Genomic DNA, 24,015 nt, shown 5'->3' on the forward strand with positions numbered 1-24,015 from the left:
TGGATAAAAATATAATTACATATTACCAAATGTCGCAATGAGTAATTAATAAGTGTAACTGTTCGTATAATGGTTCTAACTGAAGTTTCTGTAGCTCGACTTGCGTTGGTTTGCAATCGGGGAGAGAGTTATTTAAAATTTCATCCGGTCTGCAAATAATCAGGCTTCAAGTGCTCAATTATTTAAATTGACACCATGAAATGAATAGTTACGGTAAGTTAAGAACGTACCAGGTTGCTTCTATTAAGATCCTGGTATTGCTGGTATGGAGTATGACGATGAAGAAAAAACGTAGTTTAGGACTTATCTCTTTTATTTTGTGTTTAACTTTGGCAACCTCGGGATTTGCTGTAGATTTAAATGCTCTTCTTCCTGATGAACGTAATACTATAGAAGTGTTTCAGAAATCTTCTCCTAAAGTAGTTTATGTGCATCGTTTAGCAACGGTAAATAGCCGTCATTCGCTAGTTAAAAAACAAATCCCAGACGGTGCTGGTTCAGGGATTATCTGGGACGACAAAGGTCATATAGTCACTAATTTTCATGTTATCAAGGGCGCAGATGATTTAGCAGTTAGCCTTGGTAAAATGACGGTTCCTGCAAAAGTAATCGGCATAGAACCACGCAAAGATATTGCTGTTTTAGAAATTAGGTCACCACAGGCGTTGGCTTATTTAAAAACGTATAAACCTTTTGAAATTGTTCATTTAAACGATTTAGTGGTTGGTCAAAAAGCGATTGCTATTGGTAATCCCTTCGGTTTGGATCATAGCTTATCAAAAGGAGTGATCTCTGCATTAGGTAGAAAGGTTCCAGGAATAGGTGGTGTAACAATTCGTAATATGATTCAGACTGATACACCAATTAATCCAGGTAATTCAGGTGGACCTTTATTAAATAGTGCTGGGCAATTAATTGGTTTGAATACTGTGATTTATTCTCGCTCAGGTTCTTCTGCTGGAATTGGTTTTGCTGTTCCTGCTGATGATATTGAACGAGTTGTCTCACAAATTATTAGGCATGGTCGAGTCGTTTTATCAGGAATTGGTATCCAACGAGTTGAGCCACACATAGCTCAAAAATTAGGTGTAAAAAAAGGCATTCTCATTGCTGATGTTTTACCGAATACTCCAGCCGCTCAAATGAAGTTGAAGGGGACATATAGAGACTCATGGGGGCGTGTTGTTCTCGGCGATATAATAGTAGCCGTGAATGCTAATCCGGTAGCAAGTTACGATGCTTTATATAACTTACTTACTGAAATTAAAGTAGGGCAAGAGATCACCCTTTCAATACAAAGGGGCAATAAGCAGATGGATGTTAAGATGAGAACTATCGACATCGCTGCCCTATAATAATGATAGGTTGAGCTAAGCATAGCCTACGTTACCTTCTAAAGCGGGGTTGGAGTTATAAGATAAAAACTCCAACCCCGTTTTCTTTAAATCACTGATATTATACTATGTGAACTCGTCATTTATAGTAGACTTCTTTCGAAACTCTAGTGCTGAAGTCACTTGCGTCGTCGATGCGATGTTCAAATCCTCATGTCCTAGCCACGTGAGTTTCGACAGAAGTCTAGTTCATTAGGAGGATAAGGATGTTACTTAATAAAGAAGATTCCGTTTTACTACTTGTTGATGTGCAAGAAAAGTTAGCTCCTGCAGTTTGGAACTATGATGCATTTATTGCTCGCTGTGAATGGCTTTTAAAATTAGCACAGAGGATGGATGTTCCGGTTTTAGTAAGTGAACAATATCCCAAAGGTCTTGGTCCAACAGTAGAACAACTGCGCACTTATTTTGATCAAGAGCAATGCATTGAAAAAGTTCATTTTTCTTGCATGCAACAACCTGATTACGCTCGCCGTTTGCGTGAGTTAAATAAAAATCAATTAATAGTCATAGGGATTGAGGCACATGTTTGTGTATTGCAGACTGCCATGGAAATGAAGAGCTTGGGCTTTGATGTTTATGTCGTTGCTGATGCAGTGAGTAGTAGGAATAACAACGATTGCAAGTATGCTCTAAAACGTATGAAGCAAGAAGGTATTCAACTAATCACCGCAGAAATGATCTTTTTTGAATGGTTAAGGCACGCTGGAACCCCTGAGTTTAAAGCCTTAAGCAAAGAGTTTTTACAATAGTTTGCTTCATAAGAAATTAAGTCATGGAGAGTATGAATGAATTTAGATAATCAAATTGCTTTAGTTACTGGCGGTGCCTCAGGCATGGGTAAAGCCTGCGCTGAATACCTACAACAACATGGGATGAAAGTTGTTATCTGGGATAGGCAAAAAGATACTGCTAGCAAGGCAGATTTAGCTTTAAACTGTGATGTCACTAGTGAAGCATCTGTCGAGCAAGCTATGAAAGAAACGATAGCACAAGTTGGTACTCCTAGGGTTTGTATTAATTGTGCAGGGATAGCTCCTGCCAAGCGAATCGTGGGGAAAGAAGGGGCCATGCCGTTATCTGACTTTAAACAAGTAATAGAAGTTAATTTAATTGGCACTTTTAACGTAATGCGTATTGTGGCACATGCTATGTCAGGATTAGAAATTGACGCCAAATCACAAGAGCGTGGTGTTATCATTAATACAGCTTCTATTGCGGCATTTGAAGGGCAAATTGGACAGGCTGCATATAGTGCTTCTAAAGGAGGCATTGTTTCAATGACTTTACCGGCCGCTCGAGAGTTAGCACGATTTGCAATAAGGGTGAATACTATTGCTCCAGGATTATTTGCCACGCCATTACTTTTAAATATGCCTCAAGAAGTTCAAGATAATCTTGCCTCAACTATTACTTTTCCAAAGAGATTGGGTAAACCAGAAGAATTTGCATTGATGGCGAAGTTGATTATTGAAAATGGGATGATGAATGGGGCTGTGGTTCGTCTCGACGGCGCTCTTCGTATGCAGTGAGCGGGCATATTTGGCGCATCTTGAGAGAACGGCCCAGCAAAAAAATACTCATGTACCTGCTGTACACTCCGCTTTTTTTGCTGGGCCGTTCTCTCAACCTGCACTCAAATCTGACCGCTCATGGTCTTGGTGGGTGTTTTTTTGCGAATGGCGCTTTGCTGATTCGCTTTTTTGGTCGTTGTGTCGTACATAGTATTGTAGCCTGGATGGAGGTCCTTGGACTGTTATAACCCAGGTTCATGGTACTCGTTCAATGTGGGGTAAATGTGGCTTTCCGGTGGTACAGCGTGAACACTTATGTTTCATGACGCTGTATCCGGATTGACTATATTACATTGCTCTTTATGCTTCTTGATGGTGATTGTGTTCTGGGGTGGATTGTAAATTACCGGTAGCTGTGTAAACACTAACGGCTTCGTTGGTATTTCCTGAGAGGGCTTTAACAATTTGCTGACGGGTATGAATATTACTGACAATCACTTGTCCATTTACATTGTTTAAGTCTTGGCAAATAGTTAGTACTTCTGCAAGTTTATTGTTGAGTGTGCTTATTTGAGTATTTTCCTCCGAGGTGCAGCTTTTAAGAAATTCTTTTAAAGACGCTACATCTCCTGTGTCTTGGTTGTTTTTCTTAGTGAGCGCAACACGTTGCTTCGCACTTTCTTCAATTTTATCGGATAAAGCTTGTTTTTTATTCGCTAACTCTTCTAGCGCATCGAATTGACGGGTAGTTAGAGCCATTTTTTCTTCAGATAATAGAAGATTAAGTTGCTCTACCCAGTTAATTTCTTGCTCTAAACGGCTCGCTAAGTCCTTTATCTTATTGTTCATTAAATAATCCTAAAATTAAGCTATTTCGACAGGGTTTAACATATTTCTCGCAATTCTATCATTATTGATTTGATAGTTTCCGCTTTGCAGCTCTGCTTTAAAATATAAAACGCGAGCTTCATTAATTTCAGGGACGTCCTGAAGAGAGGCTTTTAACGCTTCTAATTGTTTTGACGTGTTACTAATAGATACTGTATCCATAAAGGAACGATTATCTGCTATAGGCTCTTTGCTTTCTTGTTGCTTAGCCTTCAGACGATTGTCTGTATCAATTGATTTCATTCCTGTTGCGTCATTTATTTGATTAACCATGAATTTGTCCTCAATCACATTTAGCATGCTTATCGGCTCCTTTTAAAATTTCTTTAGTAGTTTTCGGCAAATTTTTAAACTTTTTAAATTTAATGCTGTACTTAAGGTAAAATTCATTCCTTATATGATGACCTTCACGTTTTTTTCCCCTGTAACTTGGGCTTCTATAACTTTTTTTGAACTAAGGTTTTTTACTTTAACTGTATCACCTAAAGCCCCTTCATTAAGAGCAATTCCCGCCATACTTACTGTTAAATTATCATGATTGGCAACTATAATAACTTCTTCACCTTTATGAATTAGTTTCGCTAATTCAATATTATAAGGAGTAAAAGGATTATCTGCGGCAATATCATGTTTGCATACTAAGCCTACTAGCTGACTTTTATCCGTAAAATATCCTTGCTTTAATTTTTGTGTATCCATTTCAGTTGGATATATATCATCATCTCGTACTACTTTTCCTTTAACAAGCGTGTTTTTTGATACTAATACGGTTTTGAAAACGGTAATTTTGATGGGGGCGTAAATGGTCCAGTGATTCTCTGCTTCAGTACATTTTATTGCCATAGTACTACTATTTAATAAAGGAGTTTGATACGGATTAAAAATTGTCAATTTATTGTCATCGCAGGCTTTGAGCGTTAGGCGAGAATCAATCTTATCAGCGGAAACCTCAATTTTTCCTTCAGTATAATTAGTTAGCTCGTTAAGAACATATTGTTCTATTTTATTTCTTAGAAGTTCAAGAGATTGAGCCTCTTCAGCATATAAGCTAATACTTGCAAAAAATAAGAAAACACTTAGTATGCTCTTCTTCACAACAATCCCCTTTGTTTACAGTCAGAATTCCATGCAAATATTGCGCCAACTTTAGGAGTATAACATGACAGAGCGTTTTGACCTCTATAAATTGATTTTATTCATGTTTCTTTCCCCTGCTTTTGCTGAAAGCCATCATCCTCAGGAGTTTCTAAAAACCATTAGCGGCAGTAAGAATGAGGGGGAACAAATATATAATCATTTTTGTGCTAACTGCCATGCTGCCAAACCTCTTATTCCATTAGGTGCACCTAGAATTGGTATGGAAAGTGATTGGTCCTTAAGAGTAAAACAAGGAATTAACGTTCTTTTTGAGCACACTAATGAAGGATTCAATGCCATGCCGCCTAGAGGGGGATGCTTTGAATGTACCGATGATCAGCTACTTTTAACCATATTAGAAATTGTACCAAAAGAGGACAAAAAAGTCCTATTAAATGAACTTAAAGACCACAAAAAATACAAAAAGTAAAAAAAATTTATAAAAAAGCCTAAACCTATTCAAAAATCTCCCGATACAGTAAAAAAAAGAGGGAGAAATTAAAGTGAAAACAAAACTCATGTTAGTTCCTGTTTGTTCCTTGGTGGCTTCCTGTGCTTCTATGGACAGATCAACCGCCGTAGTTGACGATGCTGGATATACTCATTACACCATGAGTATGGCCGCAGATCATAAGGGGTCTAGTTACTTCCCTGCAAAAAGAGAACCAACGGGAAGGAAAGTCTTCGTATTCGATCCTAAAGCTACTGCCTGGGCCGCATACGATTCGGAAGGTAATAGGGTGAAGACAGGCAGTGCCTCCGGAGGAAAGGATTTCTGTGAAGACACAGGCCGAGGCTGTCGTACCGTCACAGGTAGCTTCAAGGTGTATTCGAAGAAAGGGGAGGATTGTAAATCCAGTCTTTATCCCGTTGAAACACATGGCGGAGCAAAAATGCCTTACTGCATGCACTTCCATGGTGGATATTCAATACACGCAGCTTATGAAGTGCCTAACTATAATGCAAGCCATGGTTGTATCCGGGTTCTTCCCAGTGCAGCAAAATGGCTTAACGAGAATTTTATTGATATAGGTACTTCAGTTGTAGTGAAACCATACTAAACTAAATAGTAATTCTTAATAATAGCTGCTTCTCCACGACTCGCCCTGCATAATGCAGGGCTTTTTTATTATCATAGGTTTTATATAAACCACTTCATGATGGATCAAAAAACCGAGCAAAACTTCCATCAAACCTTCTGGAAGGCACAGATGAAATTTCAAGGGACTTGATAATAATAACATCCCATTTTACTATCATGTTTTTTTCAAGGGTAGAACCAAATAATGATTCTTTGCATTGATGTTGGCAATTCTCATATATATGGCGGCGTTTTCGATGGAGATGAAATAAAACTACGTTTTCGTCATACTTCTAATGTGAGCACCTCTGACGAATTGGGTATTTTTTTAAAAAGTGTGTTGCGTGAAAATAATTGCTCTCCAGAGAAAATCACCAAAATTGGCATTTGTTCCGTAGTACCTCAATTAGATTATTCTTTGCGTTCTGCCTGTGTTAAGTATTTTTCTTTAGAGCCTTTTTTATTACAGGCGGGTGTTAAGACTGGATTGAATATTAAATACCGTAATCCTGTAGAGGTGGGGGCCGATAGAATTGCAAATGCAATTGCCGCTACACATAGTTATCCTAATCAAAATACCATTGTTATTGATTTTGGAACAGCAACTACTTTTTGTGTTATTACTGCACAAAAAGTCTATCTAGGTGGAGCTATTTTACCAGGTGTCCGATTGTCTGTGGATGCTTTGTCTAAAAATACAGCCAAATTACCTTCAGTGGAAATTATAAAAATAGAAAATGCAGTAGGACGATCTACTGTTGAAAGCATTCAATCCGGAGTCTATTACGGAGTTTTGGGAGCTTGCCGTGAATTAATTCATCGCATCAATAAAGAGTCATTCAATGAAAGTAATGCTTTAGTTTTAGCTACAGGCGGGTTTGCTTCTTTATTTGATAGACAAGGTATTTATGATCATTTAGTTCCTGATTTGGTTCTTCAAGGTATTCGTTTAGCTGCATTAATGAATACCTAATCACAATAAGAACTTGATCAACATAATCTACTCTACGCTTTATTTTTTTGTTTTTTCGTAATACTCCTCTTCTTGCTACGTTCTGGATGACAGGTGTAAGTCGGACAATTTATTGTCCGACTTACACACATATCCAACTCACGTTACAAAATCCTAAATTAACATCATTAACCGCTTTCTATCTTGCGCGTGCTTAATAAATAATTTAACTGATAAAAAACAGAGCTGATTCATTTTAAATTCATTTTACTTTATGAATAAATTACCCAAAAAGTGGATTTTTATATTGACGAATGGAGAAATGTGTTTCTATAGTGTATAAAAGTGGGTTAAAATAATAAAAAAGTGGAGAATTGTGGAGGAGCTAATCCCCCGCAAAAAAAAACATGTTTAGGGGAATAAATACCATCACCATTGACACTAAAGGACGCTTGGCTATTCCAACGCGTTACAGAAGTGCGTTGGGGGCGGAGGATAAGATTCCTGTGGTCATTACCATCGATACGGATGAAACATGTTTATTGCTTTATACCGCAGCAGAATGGCAAATTATTGAGAATAATTTGCAAAAATTGCCTAGTTTTAACGCTGCTGCACGAAGAATTCAGCGTTTACTAATTGGTCACGCTACAGATGTAGAAGTTGATAGTAATGGTCGGGTGCTTGTACCCACTGTTTTAAGAAATTATGCGCAACTGGAAAAAGATGTAGTGATGATTGGGCAAGGTAATAAATTTGAAGTGTGGAATAAGGATCTTTGGGAATCCAAACGTGAACAATGGCTAGTTGAAGTGGCCTCTCAAACTGATGGGTTACCTGATGAAATGAAAACGTTTTCTTTGTAATGGAAACTTGAATGGCAATGCATCAATCAGTATTACTGCAAGAGTCAATTAACGGTTTAGCTATTAAGCCCGACGGCGTCTATTTCGACGGAACTTTTGGTCGGGGTGGGCATAGCCGGGAAATTTTGCGCCATTTAGATGACAAAGGAAAGTTATTCGCCATCGATAAAGATGTAGACGCTATTGAATATGCTAAAGAGCATTTTGGATCAGATAAGCGATTTCATATATTTCACGGTTCTTTCGCAAATATCAGAAATTTTGCATCTGAAGCGCAAGTTTTGGGGTTGGTTGATGGAGTTTTGCTTGATTTAGGGGTGTCCTCTCCTCAGTTGGATAATCCAGAAAGAGGATTTAGCTTCATGCAACAGGGACCCTTAGATATGCGCATGGATACAACGCAATCTATAAGTGCCGCGCAATTTGTGAATGAAGCTGAAATTGATGAGATGGCCTCTGTATTTAGATTATATGGTGAAGAGCGATTTGCCGGAAGAATAGCAAGAGCTATTGCCAAAGCAAGAGACGAAGTGCCAATTACTACCACATTGCAGTTAGCAGAAATAGTTAAAGAAGCAAATCCCAAATGGGAAAAACACAAGCATCCTGCAACTCGCGTTTTCCAGGCTATTCGTATCTATGTGAATCAAGAACTAAATGATTTGACTAGTTGTTTAGAGCAATGCATAGAAATTTTAGCTCCTGGCGGTCGCTTGGCAGTCATTAGTTTTCATTCCCTTGAGGACCGAATAGTCAAGCAATTCATGCGGAATAAAGAACAAGGAACACGGCCACCAGCAGAGGTTCCTTTGCGTTATGAACAAATTAAAACCAATTTTAAGAGAATAGGTAAAGCTGTTATGCCACAACAAGATGAAATAAATAACAATGTCAGGGCTCGAAGTGCTGTGTTGAGAATAGGAGAGAAATTAGCATGAACGCTGCAGCTAGGGTAATTAACCAAGGCAATTTATTTAATGGGCAATTGGCAAATATGCATATGTCAAAATCATTCTATTTCTTGATGATATTGTTAATTTCAGTATTAATAAGTGGATTTGCTGTTATCTATAGTACTAATACTTATAGGTCTGTTTTTGCTCAAGTAGAGCAAGAAGAGCAACAATCGCATTTTTTACAATTACAGTGGGGACAATTGCTGTTAGAGCAAGCGAGTCTGGCAACTCCGGCAAGGGTTGAAGAATTAGCAATTGAAAAATTGAAAATGACATTTCCTACGTCAAAGAATACTTATTTATTACATGCTCAATTCAATTAATGTACGTTCGACGCAAAAGGTTGCGAATATCCTTGATGTCGTCGAACAAACATTACTCTTTAAAATTTGTTCTTTATAAGGACAAGAATGTATTACATTTATAGTAGAATTTAAATTAGTTTCCTGTTAGCTATTGTTTCTCTAATTTTATTCAGTAAGTTCTGAAATCAGGGAACATAAGTTAATAGAACAATAACTAGCATTGAAAATATAAAGGGAAATGCTCTCGAAAAATTTAAAGGCTTCAGGTACACTGAACTTTTCGAAAGAAATCTATTAATCAGACTCGGATCATTTTAATAGAATAGGGTAAAAAATCCGTCACCATGAGTGCAAATAAAGAAATCTAGACCGGTATTTGTTAAAATACTGCCCTGGGTTACTTTATTTTATTGTCAGTGATAATGGTTTTGTGCCTCTTTAAAAAAATGGTTAAAATCTGGAATTAAACGATGTTTAATAAATTGCGGCACATAAGGATTAATTTTGTGCTTGAAGACATTATTTTTTGAGTAGTAATTTATGAAACAATCACGCCACTATGCCAGGCTTATAACTGTAGCTGCTTTTTTTTCCTTACTTCTAGTCATTTTAATATGGCGCATGGTGGATCTCACCGTTTTACATAGAAAATTCTTACAAGGTCAAGGTAACGCTAGAAGCTTGAGAGTCATTGATATTCCAGCTTATAGAGGAATGATTACCGACAGAAATGGTACTCCCTTGGCAGTGAGTACTCCGGTTGAGTCCGTGTGGGTAAATCCTAAAGAATTTTCTCCTGATGAGCCACAATTCATGCAGTTGGCTAAATATTTAAAGTTGTCTCCTAAAGAATTAAGCAGAAAAATAGTTGATGCGGAAAATCGTGAGTTTCTTTATTTACAAAGACAGCTGCCACCGATTCTTTCTAAGCAAATTAAGGCATTGAAAGTCCCAGGTATTTATTTTCAAAAAGAATTTAAACGTTACTATCCCGACTCAGACAGTATCTCCCAGGTGATAGGATTCACCAATGTAGATGATCGGGGCCTAGAAGGAATGGAGTTAGCATATCAGGATTGGCTAATGGGGGTTGTGGGTAAAAAAAGAGTAGTGAAAGATCGTATGGGGCGAATTATTGAGGAACTTGGTGTTATTAAAGAGCCTCGCCCTGGACATGAGTTAGCATTAAGTATTGATAGAAGATTGCAATATTTAGCTTATAGTGAATTGCTGAAAACTGTTGATGAGTTTGGGGCAAAATCAGGGTCAGTAGTTGTGGTAGATACTGAAAGCGGGGAAATTTTAGCTATCGCCAACGCGCCTTCTTTCAATCCTAATTCCCGTGGACACTATAATAGAGAAACCTATAGAAACCTTGCGCTAACTGATACTTTTGAACCAGGTTCAGTAATTAAGCCTTTTAGTATTGCTAGTGCTTTAGAAACAGGATTATTTACTCCAGATACAATAATAGATACCAATCCCAGTTGGATGAGTGTTCATGGGCGTGTGGTAAGGGATATTCATAATTATGGCGTTTTGGATGTAACAGGAGTATTGCAACATTCAAGTAACGTGGGCGTTACCAAAATGGTTTTGGCCAGTCCTCCAGAACAATTAATAGGTTTATTGCAAAAGTGTGGGTTTGGGCAAAGCACTGAAAGTACCTATCCTGGGGAAAGTGAAGGCGGCATTGTAAAAGCTAAAGATGCGAATCCTTTCGTTTTGGCTACCTTAGGATTTGGTTATGGTTTATCAGCAACAGCGTTACAATTAGCGAAAGCAAGTTTGGTCTTTGCTAATAAAGGAAGATTAATACCTGTTACTTTACTGCACAATGATAAACCCTCTCCAGGGGTACAGGTAATACAAGCTAAGACCGCGGAGCAGGTGTTGCTGATGATGGAAGCTGTTTTAAGCAAAGACGGTACTGGGCGTTCAGCAAGAGTGCCAGGATATAGAGTAGCCGGAAAAACAGGAACAGCTCGAGTTGCTGGAAAAGATGGTTATAAAGACAGAAGGTATACCTCCAGTTTTATGGGAATTGCTCCGGTTTCGAATCCAAAATTTGCAGTGATTGTGATTATTCATGAGCCTTCTCGTAAAGGATATTATGCAGCAGCTGTTGCTGCTCCCTTGTTTGCTAAGGTGATGGGAGGAGCATTGCGTCTATTTAATGTTCCCACGGATGAGGTTGCTAGTTGAGGCTATGGACTTACGGTGAATTAAGATAGGGCTTGTTTACAGGATCTAGTAAGGCAGAAAATTAATTTAAAATGGGGAGTATCAATAGGTGAAACTAACTCAATTATTAAAACCCTGGATAAAACAAGAAGTTTTTGATTGTGTTATTACTGATGTAAAAAATGATAGTCGCCAGATTAAACCAGGAGATTTATTTATTGCTTATCCAGGAGCTGCTGCAGATGGGCGTTTATTCATAGAAAAAGCAGTGTCCTTGGGGGCTGCGGCAGTAGCTTATGAGCCTGATAATTTTCCTCCTAGCTGTATTTTGCCTTCATCGGTACCTTGTGTTGCCATACCCCATTTGGCAGAACAATTAGCAGACATTGCTAAACGATTTTATGACAATCCTAGCCAATCCCTAACTGTAACAGGCGTGACCGGTACTAACGGGAAAACAACAATAGCGTATCAATTAGCTCAAGCACATCATCTCCTTGGGCAGGGAGCGGCTTATATAGGTACTATAGGCCAGGGGGATGTCAATCAATTAAAGCCTTTAGACAATACCACCCCAGATGCTTTGTGTTTACAGAAACTGTTACATCAATACAAACAACAGGCTATAAAGCAAGTCTGCATGGAGGTCTCTTCTCATGCTTTAAGTCAACATAGAGTTGATGCTATTGAGTTTAAACAGGCTATATTTACTAATTTAACCTTAGATCATTTGGATTATCACCATACCATGGAGGCGTATGGGGCCGCTAAAGCATTATTATTTGCAACTCCATCCTTAGAGTGGGCAATTATCAATCAAGATGACCACTACCAACAATTAATGAGTGAAGCGGTTAACCCCCTCGCTAAAAAAATAACTTATGGTATGCACCAAGAATGTGATGTTAAAGCAATTAATTGGCGTATAGATATCAATGGAACAGATATAGAAGTACGTTCACCTTGGGGCAATCATCAAGTACACATTAAGGCGCTAGGTGAATTTAATATTTATAATAGCCTGGCCATATTTACTAGTTTAATGGCTAGTGGGTATCCTGCGGATAAAGTAATTGAAGTTATGGCTCAATTAAAAGCAGCGCCTGGTCGTATGGAGATAGTAACTAATTCACCTTACGTTCTTGTTGATTATGCGCATACTCCTGATGCATTGGAAAATGTTTTAGTGACCCTCAATCAGTTAAAAAAAGGCCATTTATGGGTGGTTTTTGGCTGCGGCGGTGATAGAGATAAAACGAAAAGACCAATTATGGGAAAAGCAGCTAGTCTCCATGCCGATAAAGTAGTTATTACCAGTGATAATCCTCGTAGTGAAAATCCTGAAAGCATTGTCAATGAGATTGCGGATGGCATAGCTAACTCAGTTGATGTTGTAAAATTAGTGAATAGAGAGGACGCTATTGCTCACGCGCTAAATAAGGCCAGCAAAGAAGATATTATTCTGATTGCTGGGAAAGGGCATGAGGCGTATCAACAAATCGGTACAATAAAACATGCTTTTTCTGATCAGGATGTGGTAAGAAAATTAATGCAAAAGTAGTGTTCACCGTCGACGCTATTGGGTAAATAGCGGGTCGGACAACAAATTGCCCGACTTACGTTTTACGCACCCATCAATGACTTTATATTTCTATCTGTAATCAAATCAGAATAAAGAGAAAAATCATGGCGCTTTTGATGTTGTTTACGCAGTTTCAAAAACGCTTCTTCTTTGCTATGGGCCTGTTTTAAGTAGGAGGTTTCTGCAAATGGGTTATACAGAGATAATATAAGCTCTTGCCAGGATTGAGTCTGATTTAATGTAATCTGAAGATCTTGGGGGGGCAAATCAAATTGAGGTACAGGAAGCCCAATCAATTCATGTAATTTTTCGCTTACCACTGCTACTGCTGTCCATTTTGCTTCTAGACTGTGTCCTGCTATATGGGGAGTGCATAAGGTTGCCTTTTCTACAATGCGTTTATCTATAGAGGGTTCGTTAAGGAAAACATCGGTGCAATAGATCAAATTTTGCTGTGTTTTGAGCAAAGCTTCTTCATTAACAATCCCGCCGCGGGCGGCATTGATAATGATACAGCCAGGTTTAAGTTGATCAAGAAAATCTTTATTCAGTAGATTTAAGCTAGGGTAGGGGGCAATATTATGTAACTCAGCATGAATGCATAAAATATCCATTGCAAGTAATTGTTCCAATTCACAACTTTTAAATTGCTGATCCCATTGTTCTCTAGGTGGATCGTACGGTTGAATATGAAAGTTAGCTGCCTTCAATCGCGCATATACTCTCTTACCTACTTCCCCCATACCAATAATGCCCACATGCTTGCTAGTGATTAGATGTTGTTGATCCAGATAAGCAAGACTAGCTATAACATAATCAGCGACAGAGGACGCGTTAGAGCCTTTTGCATCAATAATGGGGATGTTTTGCGATCTTAAAAAAAAATGGTCAAGATGATCCGTACCACTAGTGGCAGTGGCTACACATTTTAGATGATGTTCTTTTAATAGCTCTTGATTGACCTTTAATGTTGAACGACACAAAAGAATATCTTGTCCATCAAGCATAGAGCAAAGTTCTTGCTCATTAGAATAGAGACTTAAAATAAACGGTTTAGGAAAAGCAATATCTAAACCTGGTAAGCTGGCATCAGCAAGAATTTTCATAGATGATAAATCATCGCTAGCAAACCAATTCCGCCATTAACCAATGGTGTTAAAATGGTTCCCAGGACTCCTGTAAAAATTAAAATTACTAGAATGAGAAAGCCATAAGGCTCTATCTTTTCATATTGTATCGATTGCTTGATTGGTAAAAGGCTGATAACGACTTTGCTTCCATCTAGTGGCGGAATGGGGATTAAATTTAAAAAGGCCAGGACTAAATTAATAATCATCCCTGCTCTAGATGTAAATAAAAGAAAAAGCGCTGCCATTGACGATTCCGGATGAAGCATCGTTGCAATTTTCAAACCCGCAGCCCAGAGAAAAGCCATCAAAAAATTGGAACAGGGGCCTGCCAAAGTAACCAGGATCATATCTCTTTTAGGATTTCGTAATTTCCCCCAACTGATAGGAACCGGTTTAGCATAACCGATAACAAAGCTAAAATTTGTTAAAAAACCTGCAACCAAAGGTAAAATTACAGTGCCTATAGGATCAATATGACGGATGGGATTTAAACTTAAACGCCCCATCATCCGCGCTGTTGTATCTCCACATTGATTGGCCACAAATGCATGGGCTGCTTCATGCAAGGTAATGGCTAATAAAACAGGGATGATCCATATGCAAACTTGTTGGATTATGGTGAATTCAGGCATCAATTCTTCTAGCTTGAGAAAGTATGTTCTAATTCTAGCGAATACTGCTCGCTAATAACAAGTAAATACCTTCTTTTTATGGTAGACCTCTTGCCAAAATCTACTGAGGGGGAGAATTGCCTCGTCGATGTGATGCTATAATCCTCATTTTTTGTGTACACTCTGGCTCTCTGCTCCTCGAAATGCTTACGCCTTGTATTAAAGCAAAATATATAGGTTATGCAAGAGTTCTAATGTTAATTACGGTAATGAGTTAAGGGAACTCCTCAACGGTGAGAGGATAAAAAGTGGAATAATATTTCGTAAGCACGAAAAAAACTTGCCCGTGAAAGGGGGAATAGCTATTAAATAGCGGGAGAGAGCCTTAGCCTCACTGTCATTAAGTTAATAATGCCGAATTACCGCGGCCTCGACCGCGGTATCCATAACTGGAGCCACATCATGGTGCCCGCGGTTGAAGCCGCAGGGATTCGAAATATCTTAATGGGGGCTTAGTCTGAGTAACCTTGATTACGTTGTTCTGCATCAAGGCTACGCTGACTACTCTTAATGTGAGTGTGGAGAGTTTACTTTTGCTACAACTTGGGTTTTCTTTTCTACGGCATCTCTCATGATTTTAGTTTGTTTTTGTTGATGAATTGCTGTGAGTGCTTTTGCTGATTCTTCAAGCCGCCTCTGTTCTTTCATCGTCTCAGCACGACGTCCTGGGACTTCAGAACTCTGAGAACTAGACATTTCAGCTAAAAGGCTTTCAAAACTTTGAAACTTGGCAGCATCTATCTTAGAATTTTTCTCTGTCAGTAGATCTTGGGGATTTGTGCCATCAAGTAACTTAGAAGTGAGATCTACGTCAAGTTTTTCTAATTGCTCTAGAATTGTTGTATCATCAGTAGCAATAGCATGGCGAATAGTTAGATCACATAAGTAATCGGCCATTTCCTTCAAAGAGTTCATCTTCGTTCGATTGCGTGCAGTGGCGGCACTTTGCGGGTCCTTTCTATTATTGTTCTCAAAAGCCCGTTTTGCCATATTAAATTGTGCATTTACAGTTTGATAGAGAAGTTTATCGTTTTTAATTAGAAAATCAGGATGATTTTTAGCCATTTTTAAAATATCTAGACGTCCTTCCGATAGAATAGCCGCCATATTAGTTTCTTCTGTTTCGGGATTCATATAGAAAAGATCAAAGTTTTTGTGAGTTATAATAAAACGTATCAATTCTAGGGGTTTTTCTTTGAGGTTAAGAGCCACCATTAAAAGAGATGAGCCTGTGCGCTCCTGGGTCGCATTAACTAAAGTAGGTTTTTTTTTGATTAACTCCTGAACAACTCCATAATTCTTATCAGACATAGCTTGCCAAAGTGACATTTAATTCTCCTTTTCCATAACAAAATAATTGATGTCCATATTATCAAAAACAAGCCCAAAGATAAAATGCATTTTACAAATTTAGATCAGTATAGATTAAATTTGAACATTTTTCTGTAAGTTATCCGTTAAGTTATCTATTAAATCACTGAGTTTATCTTTTGATTTCTCCAAGCGTTCATATTGATTACTTAAGCTATCTACTTGATCGTAAAGTGATTTTAAAAGATTGATATTGACCCGATCAAAACCTATAGTTTTAACTTTCTTTATTAGTTCTTCTGTCTTTTCGATTTTCGGTAAATCGTCAGGGGCAATAGAATCATTTTCTTTACTCAGCTGTACGTCTTTTAGTAATTTATTGATTTCAATTTTATAACTTTGTTGTTCTTCTTCCGAGAGTTCTATTAGCTCATTTTCTCCGCGTATTATTTGCAGTTCTGATTTAAACAGAGTGATATTATGTAGTGCTTGTTCTATAGCAACAGCTGATTCCTTAAATTGTGATTCAAGCCCATCTTTATTGCTATCTTCAGTCTCACTACTTGCTGATTGGGTTTCAGAATCTATTTTTTCTTGAATCACAGGAGCAGATGGGAGATCTAACATTAACTGTTCTTCTGATACCAATTGTTCTTCTGGTAGAGGCTCTCTGCGCTCAATAATCCCTTCATTGAACAATTGAATTTCTTTTACAAGAACTTTTAAAGCGTTCTGGGGAAGGTTAGGTTTGAGTATATCTTTGATTATTTGTAATTTTCCAGAGCATTCTTTTAATAAATCTTGAGTTTCGTCAAAATTTTTAGTTTTTTTGAATTTATCTCTATATTCCTTTAATTGATTAACCGACTCCTTTAATGCCTTTTGTTGTTCGGAGTTCAAATTATTTTGGGGACATTTATTAATAAAATGAATGATGTGGTGCAAATTTTTATCTATATCACCAAGAGCGGCCTCACTTACTTTTTTCAAATGCGAAGTGAGTACCTTGATTTCTTCCTTGTATTCTTTTTCATTGGCCTTTAATTGCTCTTTAGTGCTCTTACTTTGTCTTCTCTCTTCTCTTAACAACACTTTTAGTCGAGCGTTATCACGGCTGTTTTTTTCTAAAAAATCATGTATTTCTTCTGAATCATCATAATGTTTTCGCATGCGATGATAGTCTTGTTCTATAACATGCAAGGAGAGATTTTGTGGGTTTATTCCTATAGAGTTATAATCAGGAAAATCGCTAATTATCTCGCTGTATTTCTTGTACAGTCTTTCTGCTTCAAGTTTTACTTCTTCGCTGATAGTGTCATCTGATCTCATTATATCAATTGCTTGGAGTAATCTTGTTTGTCTGGCATTGTAGGCTTGAGACAGCACCTGTATTTGTTTGAGATTATATTCACAGGAGATACGTTTTATTTCTTGAGTGTAATAATAATAGAAATCCATATTAGATAAGCCATTGGCGTATTTCTTCCAATCATCTAAATGGTGAGGGGTTTCTTTTTCACTCACTTGTTTTGGGGCTTTTATAGAGGATATATCTTGTTGACGATGTGCCTGAGCGTGTTCTCTTTGAATTAAATGAATCAAATATCGTTCTCTTGCTGTTAATTTATGTGGTAAAAAAAGCTCCTTAATTACATCAAAACGTCCAGTAACAGTAAGGAAGAATAATAGGTTATGCTCACATAAGAAGATAAATTCTCCAAGTATCTGTTCATTATCAATGATGGTGTCCAATTTTGTATGGATTCCATTTATTTTCCTGATCCATTGATAATAAGCTGCAAGCAAAGGGTAGGTTGATTCAGATAATGCACGCTCTTTAGATACAATACTAGTTGGATCTCGTAATATCACTTCCAGGTGTTCGTCGGGTTTTAATTGAATGGTATCCATCATTCAATGCCTTAAATGTAATTTACTACTGCACTTCTTGAAGTATAGTCGTTTTAAAAAAAATGAGTATTTTTTGATCTTATGGATTTTATTATTTGTTTAGTGGTCAATTGATGTTCTTTTGTTGATCACCTCAAATTAAGCCGAATTTGGCCATTTTCGAATTACCAGAAAAAGCCAGTATCCATTTGATGCTAAACGATTGATGGATGCCGACTTCCGTCGGCAATTCGAAGGTAGCGGGAAATTGCATTGTCAATACAGTGCTCAAATCCTCAAGGAACCGTAGGTTTAGTCGCTACCCATAGCCGTCAAGCTACGAACGAAATATCCTTCTAAGGCCCTCTCCCTAACCCTCTCCCGCGATTGAGTGTTGGGTTGTAATCAAAATTCATCGCGCGGGCGAGGGGACTTTTCGTGCCATCTGAATATTATTCTACTTCCTATCCCCTCTTTATCGGGGGAGAGGGGGATTTACCTCATTTCTTCCTTAGCTTGACGGCTATGGGGCATGACCAAACCGACTTGCTTCGCTCCATGCCTTCTCCACTATCCCTACCACTGAGAGTTTGGAGCGAGGCCCACTCCTAGACGAATTACCGGCGAAAGCAGGTATCCATTTGATGTGAAATGATTGATGGATACCGACTTTCGTCGGCAATTCGAATAGGGCCAAAGTCAACAACTTAAGTCCGCTTAGGAAAGGACAAATTGTTAAAAAATAAATCGATTAAAGGATGGTAATTGAGGGAAGAATAAAAGTTGAGTATTGGCTAAATCGCAGGCATCTTATATGATAAACGATTAGCAAAAAGAAAAAGTAAAGGAACAAAATGACTCAATGTGAAAAAATGTCTAATTCAATGAGAAATCCTTGGTGTATCGCTATATATTTTATCCTGGTTGTTTTGGCGTATTTATTTTTAGATAAGCCTCTGGCCATTTATTTTCACCAATTAGATTTAAGAACTCATATGCATGTGCTTCAGTATCTTACTGAGTTTGGAAAAGTGCCTATCTACGTTGTACTCTTTACTTTGAGTGTTTTATATTTTCGTTATGTACGTCCTAATGATGTCTATGAAGCTAAAGCCTGGTACATGCTGGGTTGCATTGTTATTCCTAATTTGGTTTGCCTGGTTATCAAAGTAATTTTAGGTCGTGCTCGTCCTGAATTATGGTTTTCGATACAAGCTTTTGGTTTTTATGGATTTAAAACTAAAGCTTTATATTGGTCTCTACCATCTGGTCATACTACCACTATAGTGGGGTTGGCTGCTGGGTTAGGGGTCTTATTTCCAAAGTACTTTTATGCTTATCTCACTTTGGCATTTTTTGTAATTCTTACTAGAGTATTGTTGTACCATCACTATTTAAGTGATGTGATGACTGCTTTTTATCTAAGTATGCTAGTAGTTGGACTATTTACTCAATATATTAAAAGGAATCAATATTTGAGTAAGGCTTGGATAAAATGATTTATCTATAAGTAAGGTCTATTGTTAGACCCTAGTCAATTTAATTAAGGGAGTAATTTTATGACTACGGAAAAAGAGTTAGAAACGCTAGTAAAAATCTATGCTAAGTATGATGCCGACAAAAAAGGTTATGTGTCGCAATTAGATAAGCCAGCACTTTTAAGATTAGATGCGGATTTAGCCAAATTTTTTAATCAACAGCTATTAGCTGACGGTGCTGGTAAAGAACAGCTGAAAAATAACTATAAACGGTTAACATTATATTTCCATCCTGATAGAAGCCATTTATTTTTGCCCACGGTAACGTGGCTCGAAAATAATTTATCGGAAGGGAGTAATGATGGAATATGCTTTAAATCGTTAGCAACTTGTTATGATAAATTGGCCAATCCCCTGAAATTTAAAGAAATTAGCTTTGAGGATATAAATAGCAGGGAAGATTGTCGCAAATGGCTAGAAAATTTAAAAAGTAAAGCTGGAACCTATACTAGCCGTAGTTTTTGTGACAGCTTGATTGGATTACTTGATGAGTCTAGTTACTTTTTTGATGAGGTGGGGAGGATTAAACCCACAGGAATAAGAACATTACTCACTTTCATGCCCATGATTTTTGCTAGTTACGGCGCCATAATTTTTGCTCAAGAGTTATTTGCTCTTTATACTCTTTATTTTCTGATGCTAAAGGGTGGGCAATATTTAGAACGCAGTGATACAAAAGAGATACGACATTTGGGTCACGCATTACAGGAAATTAGTGTCATCACTGCTACAGCAACTACCACCCTAATAGTTCGTTTATTAGAAATGACATTTTGGATTTCTCATCAATGTCTTGATGCAGGGTTAGGGATAGGTTCTTCCATTTTTAAGCCGCTATTGCCTGACATCTCTAAAGATGATGAAAGCCCCACAGAAAATTTATGTAGGGATTTAATCTTAGCAGGTCAACATTTAAGTGAAGGAATACAATTTAAAACTCCAGAATTGAAAGTCATTGCAGCTCCTCTTGAGGCCTATAAGGGGCTAAATGAACAACAATTTTTAAGATACTGGCGTCTGGGATGGGCAAAAGGATTAAGTGTAGATTCCTTTCTATTTAAGATGAGAGTTTTAGATGCCGGGTCTGAATCTACTGAAGAGAAACTAGCTATAGCGCAGAAAGAATTAACTGAGTTAAAAAAGAATAAAGAGGTTTATACTGAGGGAGGGAATACGGCAAAGGCGATAGATACTGCTGAGCAAGTAATTACCTTATTGAGTGGGAGAGATCCTACTTCCATGCAGTTAGTTGTTTATAATGGCATGAACAATGGAGGCTAGCTGATACAAGTGAATCGAAGAGATCCTATCTATGTTGGTATAAATAGAAACAACCTCTTGAATTTACACCCATATCTCTGGCAAGATGCGGACTGTTTTGATATTCCAGTGAGGAAGCATGAAAATACTCGTGGCAGCGAAGCGTGTAGTAGACCCATATGTCAAAATTCGTGTTAAATCGGATAATACAGGAGTTGAAACACAAAACATTAAAATGGCTATGAATCCTTTTGATGAGATAGCCATAGAAGAAGCCTTACGTTTGCGTGAGAAAAACTGGGCAAGCGAAGTTATCGCAGTCAGTATTGGGGGCGACAGCTCTCAGGAAACGTTAAGACATGCTTTAGCTTTAGGTGCGGACAGGGCTATTTTGGTTCGTACAGAAAAAAGCTTGGAAAGCCTTAATATAGCCAAAGTTCTTAAAAAGATCGTTGAGGACGAAAAGCCTTCATTAGTTCTCATGGGCAAACAAACTATCGATGGTGATAATAATCAGACACCACAGATGTTGGCTGCCTTACTAAACTGGCCTCAAGCGACCTATGCGTCTAAAATTAATCCAAGCGGGGAATCTCTAGAGGTCACTAGAGAAATTGATGGCGGCTTGGAGACAGTACAAGTTGCATTGCCTGCAGTAGTCAGTACGGATTTACGTTTGAATGAACCACGCTATGCTAGTCTTCCTAACATTATGAAAGCCAAAAAGAAGGTTTTAGATGTACTTGAGCTGGAATCATTGGGGCTATCACTTAAACAGCATGTTGAGATTTTGAAAGTTAATGCTCCTGCAACTCGTAGTGGAGGGATAAAGGTTGATTCTGTAGCTGCATTGCTGGATAAATTACAACATGAAGCCAAAGTGCTTTGATAAGGAGATATTATGAGCACTCTAGTACTTGTTGAACATGATAATAAAGAGATGCATCCGGCAACACGCAATACTCTAACAGCCGCTTTGGAATTTGATAACCAACCGACCTTACTGGTGGTGGGGCATCAATGTAAGGACGTCGCAGCACAAGTTGCTACTCTTTCAGGCGTCCATGCCGTTTTGTGTGTAGATAAACCCTGCTACGAACACCAATTACCTGAGCAAGTCAGCGAGTTAGTTGCTTCTTTTGCTAGTTCCTTTAATGCCATTTTGGCTGCCTCTAGTACTTATGGTAAGAGCATTTTACCTAGAATAGCGGCCTTATTGGATGTAGCACAGATTTCCGATGTAAGTAAGATCATTGACCATAATACTTTTGAACACCCTATTTATGCCGGTAATGCTATAGAAACGGTACGGGTTTTAGATGCTGTAAAAGTAGTTACTGTCAGGACTACCGCGTTTAACCCAGTGACTGGAAGTCAGGATAGTTGCTGCATAGAAAATATCGATAAGGAGTTTCAAACCAAGGGCAGTCAGTTTATTAAGCATGAATTAAGCAAATCAGAAAGACCTGATTTGGGTTCTGCCAAAATAGTAGTATCTGGTGGAAGAGGTTTACAAAGTGCAGAAAAATTTAAATTAATTGAAGACTTAGCTGATGTTTTAGGAGCTGCAGTAGGGGCTTCCCGTGCTGCGGTAGATGCGGGATTTGTACCCAATGATTATCAAGTTGGGCAAACTGGAAAAGTTGTTGCTCCTTTACTTTATATAGCTGTAGGTATTTCCGGAGCCGTGCAGCATCTAGCCGGAATGAAAGATTCTAAGGTTATAGTTGCAATTAATAAAGATGAAGATGCGCCTATTTTTCAAATAGCGAATTATGGGTTGGTAGGTGATTTATTTGAATTAATTCCACAATTAATAGAGCAGTTAAAGAACCGCTAAGAACCGTTAAAGAACCGTTAAAAGGGAGTTGTTATGTTAGTAGGCGTTCCAAAAGAAATAAAACCACAAGAAAATCGTGTTGGCCTTGTTCCTTCAAGCGTTAGAGAAATCATTAGATCTGGTAGTTCTGTTCTTGTAGAAAAGGGAGCTGGTTTAGGCATTGGTATCTCTGATGATGATTATCGTCATGCTGGTGCTGAAATTGTAGATACTGCTGATGAGGTTTTTGACAGGGCCGAATTAATTGTAAAAGTAAAAGAACCTCAACCTATAGAATGCAAACGATTACGCGAGGGGCAAACTTTATTCACTTACTTGCATTTGGCTCCAGATCCTCAACAAGCTCGTATGTTAAAAGAGTCTGGTGTAACCGCTATTGCTTACGAAACTGTAACTCAAACTGATGGTGGTCTACCGTTATTAACCCCCATGTCTCAAGTTGCGGGCCGTATGTCTATCCAAGCAGGAGCTCATTGTTTGGAAATGGCTCAGGGTGGGAGCGGTGTTCTTTTAGGTGGAGTACCCGGTGTTGCCGCTGCTACTGTAGTTGTTATTGGTGGAGGGGTAGTTGGAACTAATGCTGTTCGTATGGCTATGGGTATGGAAGCGCGAGTCGTCGTACTTGATCGTTCATTGCAACGTTTAAATGAATTAGACTTCCAGTTTGGTTCTAAATTAAATACCGTTTATTCTACGGCAGATGCAATAGAACACTATGTGGCCAGTGCTGACTTAGTGATTGGTGCAGTATTAGTACCGGGTGCAGCTTCTCCTAAATTAGTATCTAGGGCAATGCTCAAATCAATGCGCCCAGGATCCGTACTGGTTGATGTGGCTATCGATCAAGGCGGTTGCTTCGAAACCAGTCGTGCAACGACACATGAAGAGCCAACTTATGTAGTTGATAATGTAGTGCACTATTGCGTAGCGAATATGCCTGGCGCCGTGCCAAGAACCTCAACGTTTGCGTTAAACAATGCTACCTTACCTTTTGTTTTAAATATTGTTACTAAAGGGACTAAATTAGCCTTGTTAGATGATCATCATCTGCTTAATGGTTTGAATATTCATCAAGGTAAAGTGACTTATGAAGCAGTTGCTAGAGATTTAGATTATGAGTATTTTCCTGCCAATATAGCGTTAGCGGGTAGGTAGTTTTCTTTTATCCCGTACAGTAAGCGGATTGTACGGGATAGTGATCTTATCACGCTCTCAAAGCACATTTTAATAGGGAAGAACGCTTCTGTGTTATTCAAAGCTTTCTCTTATTACACCGAGCCCTCTTTGTTATACCCGGTTCTCCTTTGTCATTCCGAGCCCACCCATGTCATTCCGAGCCCACCCGTGTCATTCCGAGCCTACCATGTCATTCCGAGCCCACCCGTGTCATTCCGAGCCTACCATGTCATTCCGAGCCTACCATGTCATTCCGAGCCCACCCGTGTCATTCCGAGCCCACCATGTCATTCCGAGCCCACCCGTGTCATTCCGAGCGTAGCGAGGAATCTCCCCAATG

23 protein-coding genes are annotated in these 24,015 nt (G+C 38.4%); 16 read left to right on the forward strand and 7 right to left on the reverse strand.

Annotation, left to right across the window (positions count from 1 at the left end; translation table 11 throughout):
- The first annotated feature begins 278 nt into the window (after positions 1 to 278).
- The 3 genes from LFA_RS04325 (at position 279) to LFA_RS04335 (ending at position 2,926) form a co-directional block, all read left to right on the forward strand.
- On the forward strand, positions 279 to 1,355 hold the full coding sequence (locus LFA_RS04325) for a S1C family serine protease (protein ID WP_045095079.1): 1,077 nt from the start codon (positions 279 to 281) through the stop codon (positions 1,353 to 1,355).
- Between the two features lie 245 nt (positions 1,356 to 1,600).
- Complete coding sequence (locus LFA_RS04330) at positions 1,601 to 2,146, forward strand: hydrolase (protein WP_045095080.1); 546 nt, start codon at positions 1,601 to 1,603, stop codon at positions 2,144 to 2,146.
- Between the two features lie 36 nt (positions 2,147 to 2,182).
- Positions 2,183 to 2,926 carry an SDR family NAD(P)-dependent oxidoreductase gene (locus LFA_RS04335; protein ID WP_045095081.1) on the forward strand — a complete coding sequence of 248 codons (744 nt, stop codon included), beginning with the start codon at positions 2,183 to 2,185 and terminating at the stop codon, positions 2,924 to 2,926.
- A 342-nt stretch (positions 2,927 to 3,268) separates the two neighbouring features.
- Here LFA_RS04335 and LFA_RS04340 read toward each other — a convergent pair whose 3' ends face one another.
- From LFA_RS04340 to flgA, 3 genes are all read right to left on the reverse strand, one after another.
- Positions 3,269 to 3,757 carry a flagella synthesis protein FlgN gene (locus LFA_RS04340; RefSeq protein WP_045095082.1) on the reverse strand — a complete coding sequence of 163 codons (489 nt, stop codon included), beginning with the start codon at positions 3,755 to 3,757 and terminating at the stop codon, positions 3,269 to 3,271.
- A 15-nt stretch (positions 3,758 to 3,772) separates the two neighbouring features.
- Complete coding sequence (flgM, locus tag LFA_RS04345) at positions 3,773 to 4,096, reverse strand: flagellar biosynthesis anti-sigma factor FlgM (protein WP_157010279.1); 324 nt, start codon at positions 4,094 to 4,096, stop codon at positions 3,773 to 3,775.
- A gap of 93 nt (positions 4,097 to 4,189) precedes the next feature.
- Positions 4,190 to 4,891: a flagellar basal body P-ring formation chaperone FlgA gene (gene flgA / locus LFA_RS04350; protein WP_045095083.1), complete on the reverse strand. Its 702-nt coding sequence runs from the start codon at positions 4,889 to 4,891 to the stop codon at positions 4,190 to 4,192.
- A gap of 64 nt (positions 4,892 to 4,955) precedes the next feature.
- On the opposite strand from flgA, the gene LFA_RS04355 reads away from it, so the two are divergent.
- The 8 genes from LFA_RS04355 (at position 4,956) to LFA_RS04390 (ending at position 12,838) form a co-directional block, all read left to right on the forward strand.
- Complete coding sequence (locus LFA_RS04355) at positions 4,956 to 5,363, forward strand: c-type cytochrome (RefSeq protein WP_045095084.1); 408 nt, start codon at positions 4,956 to 4,958, stop codon at positions 5,361 to 5,363.
- 88 nt (positions 5,364 to 5,451) lie between these two features.
- Positions 5,452 to 5,994 (forward strand): L,D-transpeptidase, encoded by a 543-nt coding sequence (locus LFA_RS04360; RefSeq protein WP_407927632.1) that lies wholly within the window; start codon positions 5,452 to 5,454, stop codon positions 5,992 to 5,994.
- Positions 5,995 to 6,219: 225 nt separating this feature from the next.
- Positions 6,220 to 6,987 carry a type III pantothenate kinase gene (locus LFA_RS04365; protein ID WP_045095086.1) on the forward strand — a complete coding sequence of 256 codons (768 nt, stop codon included), beginning with the start codon at positions 6,220 to 6,222 and terminating at the stop codon, positions 6,985 to 6,987.
- Positions 6,988 to 7,373: 386 nt separating this feature from the next.
- Positions 7,374 to 7,832 carry a division/cell wall cluster transcriptional repressor MraZ gene (gene mraZ / locus LFA_RS04370; RefSeq protein WP_045095087.1) on the forward strand — a complete coding sequence of 153 codons (459 nt, stop codon included), beginning with the start codon at positions 7,374 to 7,376 and terminating at the stop codon, positions 7,830 to 7,832.
- An 11-nt stretch (positions 7,833 to 7,843) separates the two neighbouring features.
- Entirely contained in the window at positions 7,844 to 8,770 is a 927-nt protein-coding gene (gene rsmH, locus LFA_RS04375; RefSeq protein WP_045095088.1) for a 16S rRNA (cytosine(1402)-N(4))-methyltransferase RsmH, read from the forward strand.
- Positions 8,767 to 9,111 (forward strand): cell division protein FtsL, encoded by a 345-nt coding sequence (ftsL, locus tag LFA_RS04380; RefSeq protein WP_045095089.1) that lies wholly within the window; start codon positions 8,767 to 8,769, stop codon positions 9,109 to 9,111. The genes rsmH and ftsL overlap by 4 nt, the downstream gene beginning before the upstream one ends.
- A gap of 522 nt (positions 9,112 to 9,633) precedes the next feature.
- Entirely contained in the window at positions 9,634 to 11,298 is a 1,665-nt protein-coding gene (locus LFA_RS04385) for a peptidoglycan D,D-transpeptidase FtsI family protein (RefSeq protein ID WP_045095090.1), read from the forward strand.
- 88 nt (positions 11,299 to 11,386) lie between these two features.
- The gene (locus LFA_RS04390; protein ID WP_045095091.1) at positions 11,387 to 12,838 is read left to right on the forward strand and encodes a UDP-N-acetylmuramoyl-L-alanyl-D-glutamate--2,6-diaminopimelate ligase; all 1,452 of its coding nucleotides are present in this window, start codon (positions 11,387 to 11,389) and stop codon (positions 12,836 to 12,838) included.
- A 62-nt stretch (positions 12,839 to 12,900) separates the two neighbouring features.
- On the opposite strand, the gene LFA_RS04395 is transcribed toward LFA_RS04390, so the two are convergent.
- The 4 genes from LFA_RS04395 to LFA_RS18755 all read right to left on the reverse strand — a co-directional run bounded on the left by LFA_RS04395 (position 12,901) and on the right by LFA_RS18755 (position 17,885).
- Positions 12,901 to 13,965: a 4-phosphoerythronate dehydrogenase gene (locus LFA_RS04395; RefSeq protein ID WP_045095092.1), complete on the reverse strand. Its 1,065-nt coding sequence runs from the start codon at positions 13,963 to 13,965 to the stop codon at positions 12,901 to 12,903.
- Positions 13,962 to 14,621 carry a site-2 protease family protein gene (locus LFA_RS04400; RefSeq protein ID WP_045095093.1) on the reverse strand — a complete coding sequence of 220 codons (660 nt, stop codon included), beginning with the start codon at positions 14,619 to 14,621 and terminating at the stop codon, positions 13,962 to 13,964. The genes LFA_RS04395 and LFA_RS04400 overlap by 4 nt, the downstream gene beginning before the upstream one ends.
- Positions 14,622 to 15,167: 546 nt before the next feature.
- On the reverse strand, positions 15,168 to 15,989 hold the full coding sequence (locus LFA_RS04405; protein WP_045095094.1) for a hypothetical protein: 822 nt from the start codon (positions 15,987 to 15,989) through the stop codon (positions 15,168 to 15,170).
- A 96-nt stretch (positions 15,990 to 16,085) separates the two neighbouring features.
- Positions 16,086 to 17,885, reverse strand: a complete 1,800-nt coding sequence (locus LFA_RS18755; protein WP_157010280.1) for a coiled-coil domain-containing protein — start codon at positions 17,883 to 17,885, stop codon at positions 16,086 to 16,088.
- An 830-nt stretch (positions 17,886 to 18,715) separates the two neighbouring features.
- Here LFA_RS18755 and LFA_RS04415 point away from each other — a divergent pair.
- The 5 genes from LFA_RS04415 to ald all read left to right on the forward strand — a co-directional run bounded on the left by LFA_RS04415 (position 18,716) and on the right by ald (position 23,654).
- Positions 18,716 to 19,360 (forward strand): phosphatase PAP2 family protein, encoded by a 645-nt coding sequence (locus tag LFA_RS04415; protein WP_045095095.1) that lies wholly within the window; start codon positions 18,716 to 18,718, stop codon positions 19,358 to 19,360.
- A gap of 60 nt (positions 19,361 to 19,420) precedes the next feature.
- Positions 19,421 to 20,680 carry a hypothetical protein gene (locus LFA_RS04420; RefSeq protein WP_045095096.1) on the forward strand — a complete coding sequence of 420 codons (1,260 nt, stop codon included), beginning with the start codon at positions 19,421 to 19,423 and terminating at the stop codon, positions 20,678 to 20,680.
- Positions 20,681 to 20,798: 118 nt separating this feature from the next.
- Positions 20,799 to 21,548: an electron transfer flavoprotein subunit beta/FixA family protein gene (locus tag LFA_RS04425; protein ID WP_045095097.1), complete on the forward strand. Its 750-nt coding sequence runs from the start codon at positions 20,799 to 20,801 to the stop codon at positions 21,546 to 21,548.
- 12 nt (positions 21,549 to 21,560) lie between these two features.
- Positions 21,561 to 22,499: an electron transfer flavoprotein subunit alpha/FixB family protein gene (locus LFA_RS04430; RefSeq protein WP_045095098.1), complete on the forward strand. Its 939-nt coding sequence runs from the start codon at positions 21,561 to 21,563 to the stop codon at positions 22,497 to 22,499.
- A gap of 33 nt (positions 22,500 to 22,532) precedes the next feature.
- The gene (gene ald / locus LFA_RS04435; RefSeq protein ID WP_045095099.1) at positions 22,533 to 23,654 is read left to right on the forward strand and encodes an alanine dehydrogenase; all 1,122 of its coding nucleotides are present in this window, start codon (positions 22,533 to 22,535) and stop codon (positions 23,652 to 23,654) included.
- Positions 23,655 to 24,015 lie beyond the last annotated feature (361 nt).

The sequence above is a fragment of the Legionella fallonii LLAP-10 genome (genome assembly GCF_000953135.1).
Classification (GTDB): domain Bacteria; phylum Pseudomonadota; class Gammaproteobacteria; order Legionellales; family Legionellaceae; genus Legionella; species Legionella fallonii.

Coding starts and splice junctions, on each gene's coding strand:
- rsmH (WP_045095088.1), top strand. CDS start 7,844: ATGGCAATGCATCAATCAGTATTACTGCAAGAGTCAATTAACGGTTTA.
- ftsL (WP_045095089.1), top strand. CDS start 8,767: ATGAACGCTGCAGCTAGGGTAATTAACCAAGGCAATTTATTTAATGGG.
- LFA_RS04420 (WP_045095096.1), top strand. CDS start 19,421: ATGACTACGGAAAAAGAGTTAGAAACGCTAGTAAAAATCTATGCTAAG.
- LFA_RS04325 (WP_045095079.1), top strand. CDS start 279: ATGAAGAAAAAACGTAGTTTAGGACTTATCTCTTTTATTTTGTGTTTA.
- LFA_RS04405 (WP_045095094.1), bottom strand. CDS start 15,989: ATGTCACTTTGGCAAGCTATGTCTGATAAGAATTATGGAGTTGTTCAG.
- mraZ (WP_045095087.1), top strand. CDS start 7,374: ATGTTTAGGGGAATAAATACCATCACCATTGACACTAAAGGACGCTTG.
- LFA_RS04430 (WP_045095098.1), top strand. CDS start 21,561: ATGAGCACTCTAGTACTTGTTGAACATGATAATAAAGAGATGCATCCG.
- flgM (WP_157010279.1), bottom strand. CDS start 4,096: ATGCTAAATGTGATTGAGGACAAATTCATGGTTAATCAAATAAATGAC.
- LFA_RS04425 (WP_045095097.1), top strand. CDS start 20,799: ATGAAAATACTCGTGGCAGCGAAGCGTGTAGTAGACCCATATGTCAAA.
- ald (WP_045095099.1), top strand. CDS start 22,533: ATGTTAGTAGGCGTTCCAAAAGAAATAAAACCACAAGAAAATCGTGTT.
- LFA_RS04340 (WP_045095082.1), bottom strand. CDS start 3,757: ATGAACAATAAGATAAAGGACTTAGCGAGCCGTTTAGAGCAAGAAATT.
- LFA_RS04415 (WP_045095095.1), top strand. CDS start 18,716: ATGACTCAATGTGAAAAAATGTCTAATTCAATGAGAAATCCTTGGTGT.
- LFA_RS04400 (WP_045095093.1), bottom strand. CDS start 14,621: ATGCCTGAATTCACCATAATCCAACAAGTTTGCATATGGATCATCCCT.
- LFA_RS04360 (WP_407927632.1), top strand. CDS start 5,452: ATGTTAGTTCCTGTTTGTTCCTTGGTGGCTTCCTGTGCTTCTATGGAC.
- LFA_RS04330 (WP_045095080.1), top strand. CDS start 1,601: ATGTTACTTAATAAAGAAGATTCCGTTTTACTACTTGTTGATGTGCAA.
- LFA_RS04365 (WP_045095086.1), top strand. CDS start 6,220: ATGATTCTTTGCATTGATGTTGGCAATTCTCATATATATGGCGGCGTT.
- LFA_RS04385 (WP_045095090.1), top strand. CDS start 9,634: ATGAAACAATCACGCCACTATGCCAGGCTTATAACTGTAGCTGCTTTT.
- LFA_RS18755 (WP_157010280.1), bottom strand. CDS start 17,885: ATGATGGATACCATTCAATTAAAACCCGACGAACACCTGGAAGTGATA.
- LFA_RS04395 (WP_045095092.1), bottom strand. CDS start 13,965: ATGAAAATTCTTGCTGATGCCAGCTTACCAGGTTTAGATATTGCTTTT.
- LFA_RS04355 (WP_045095084.1), top strand. CDS start 4,956: ATGACAGAGCGTTTTGACCTCTATAAATTGATTTTATTCATGTTTCTT.
- LFA_RS04335 (WP_045095081.1), top strand. CDS start 2,183: ATGAATTTAGATAATCAAATTGCTTTAGTTACTGGCGGTGCCTCAGGC.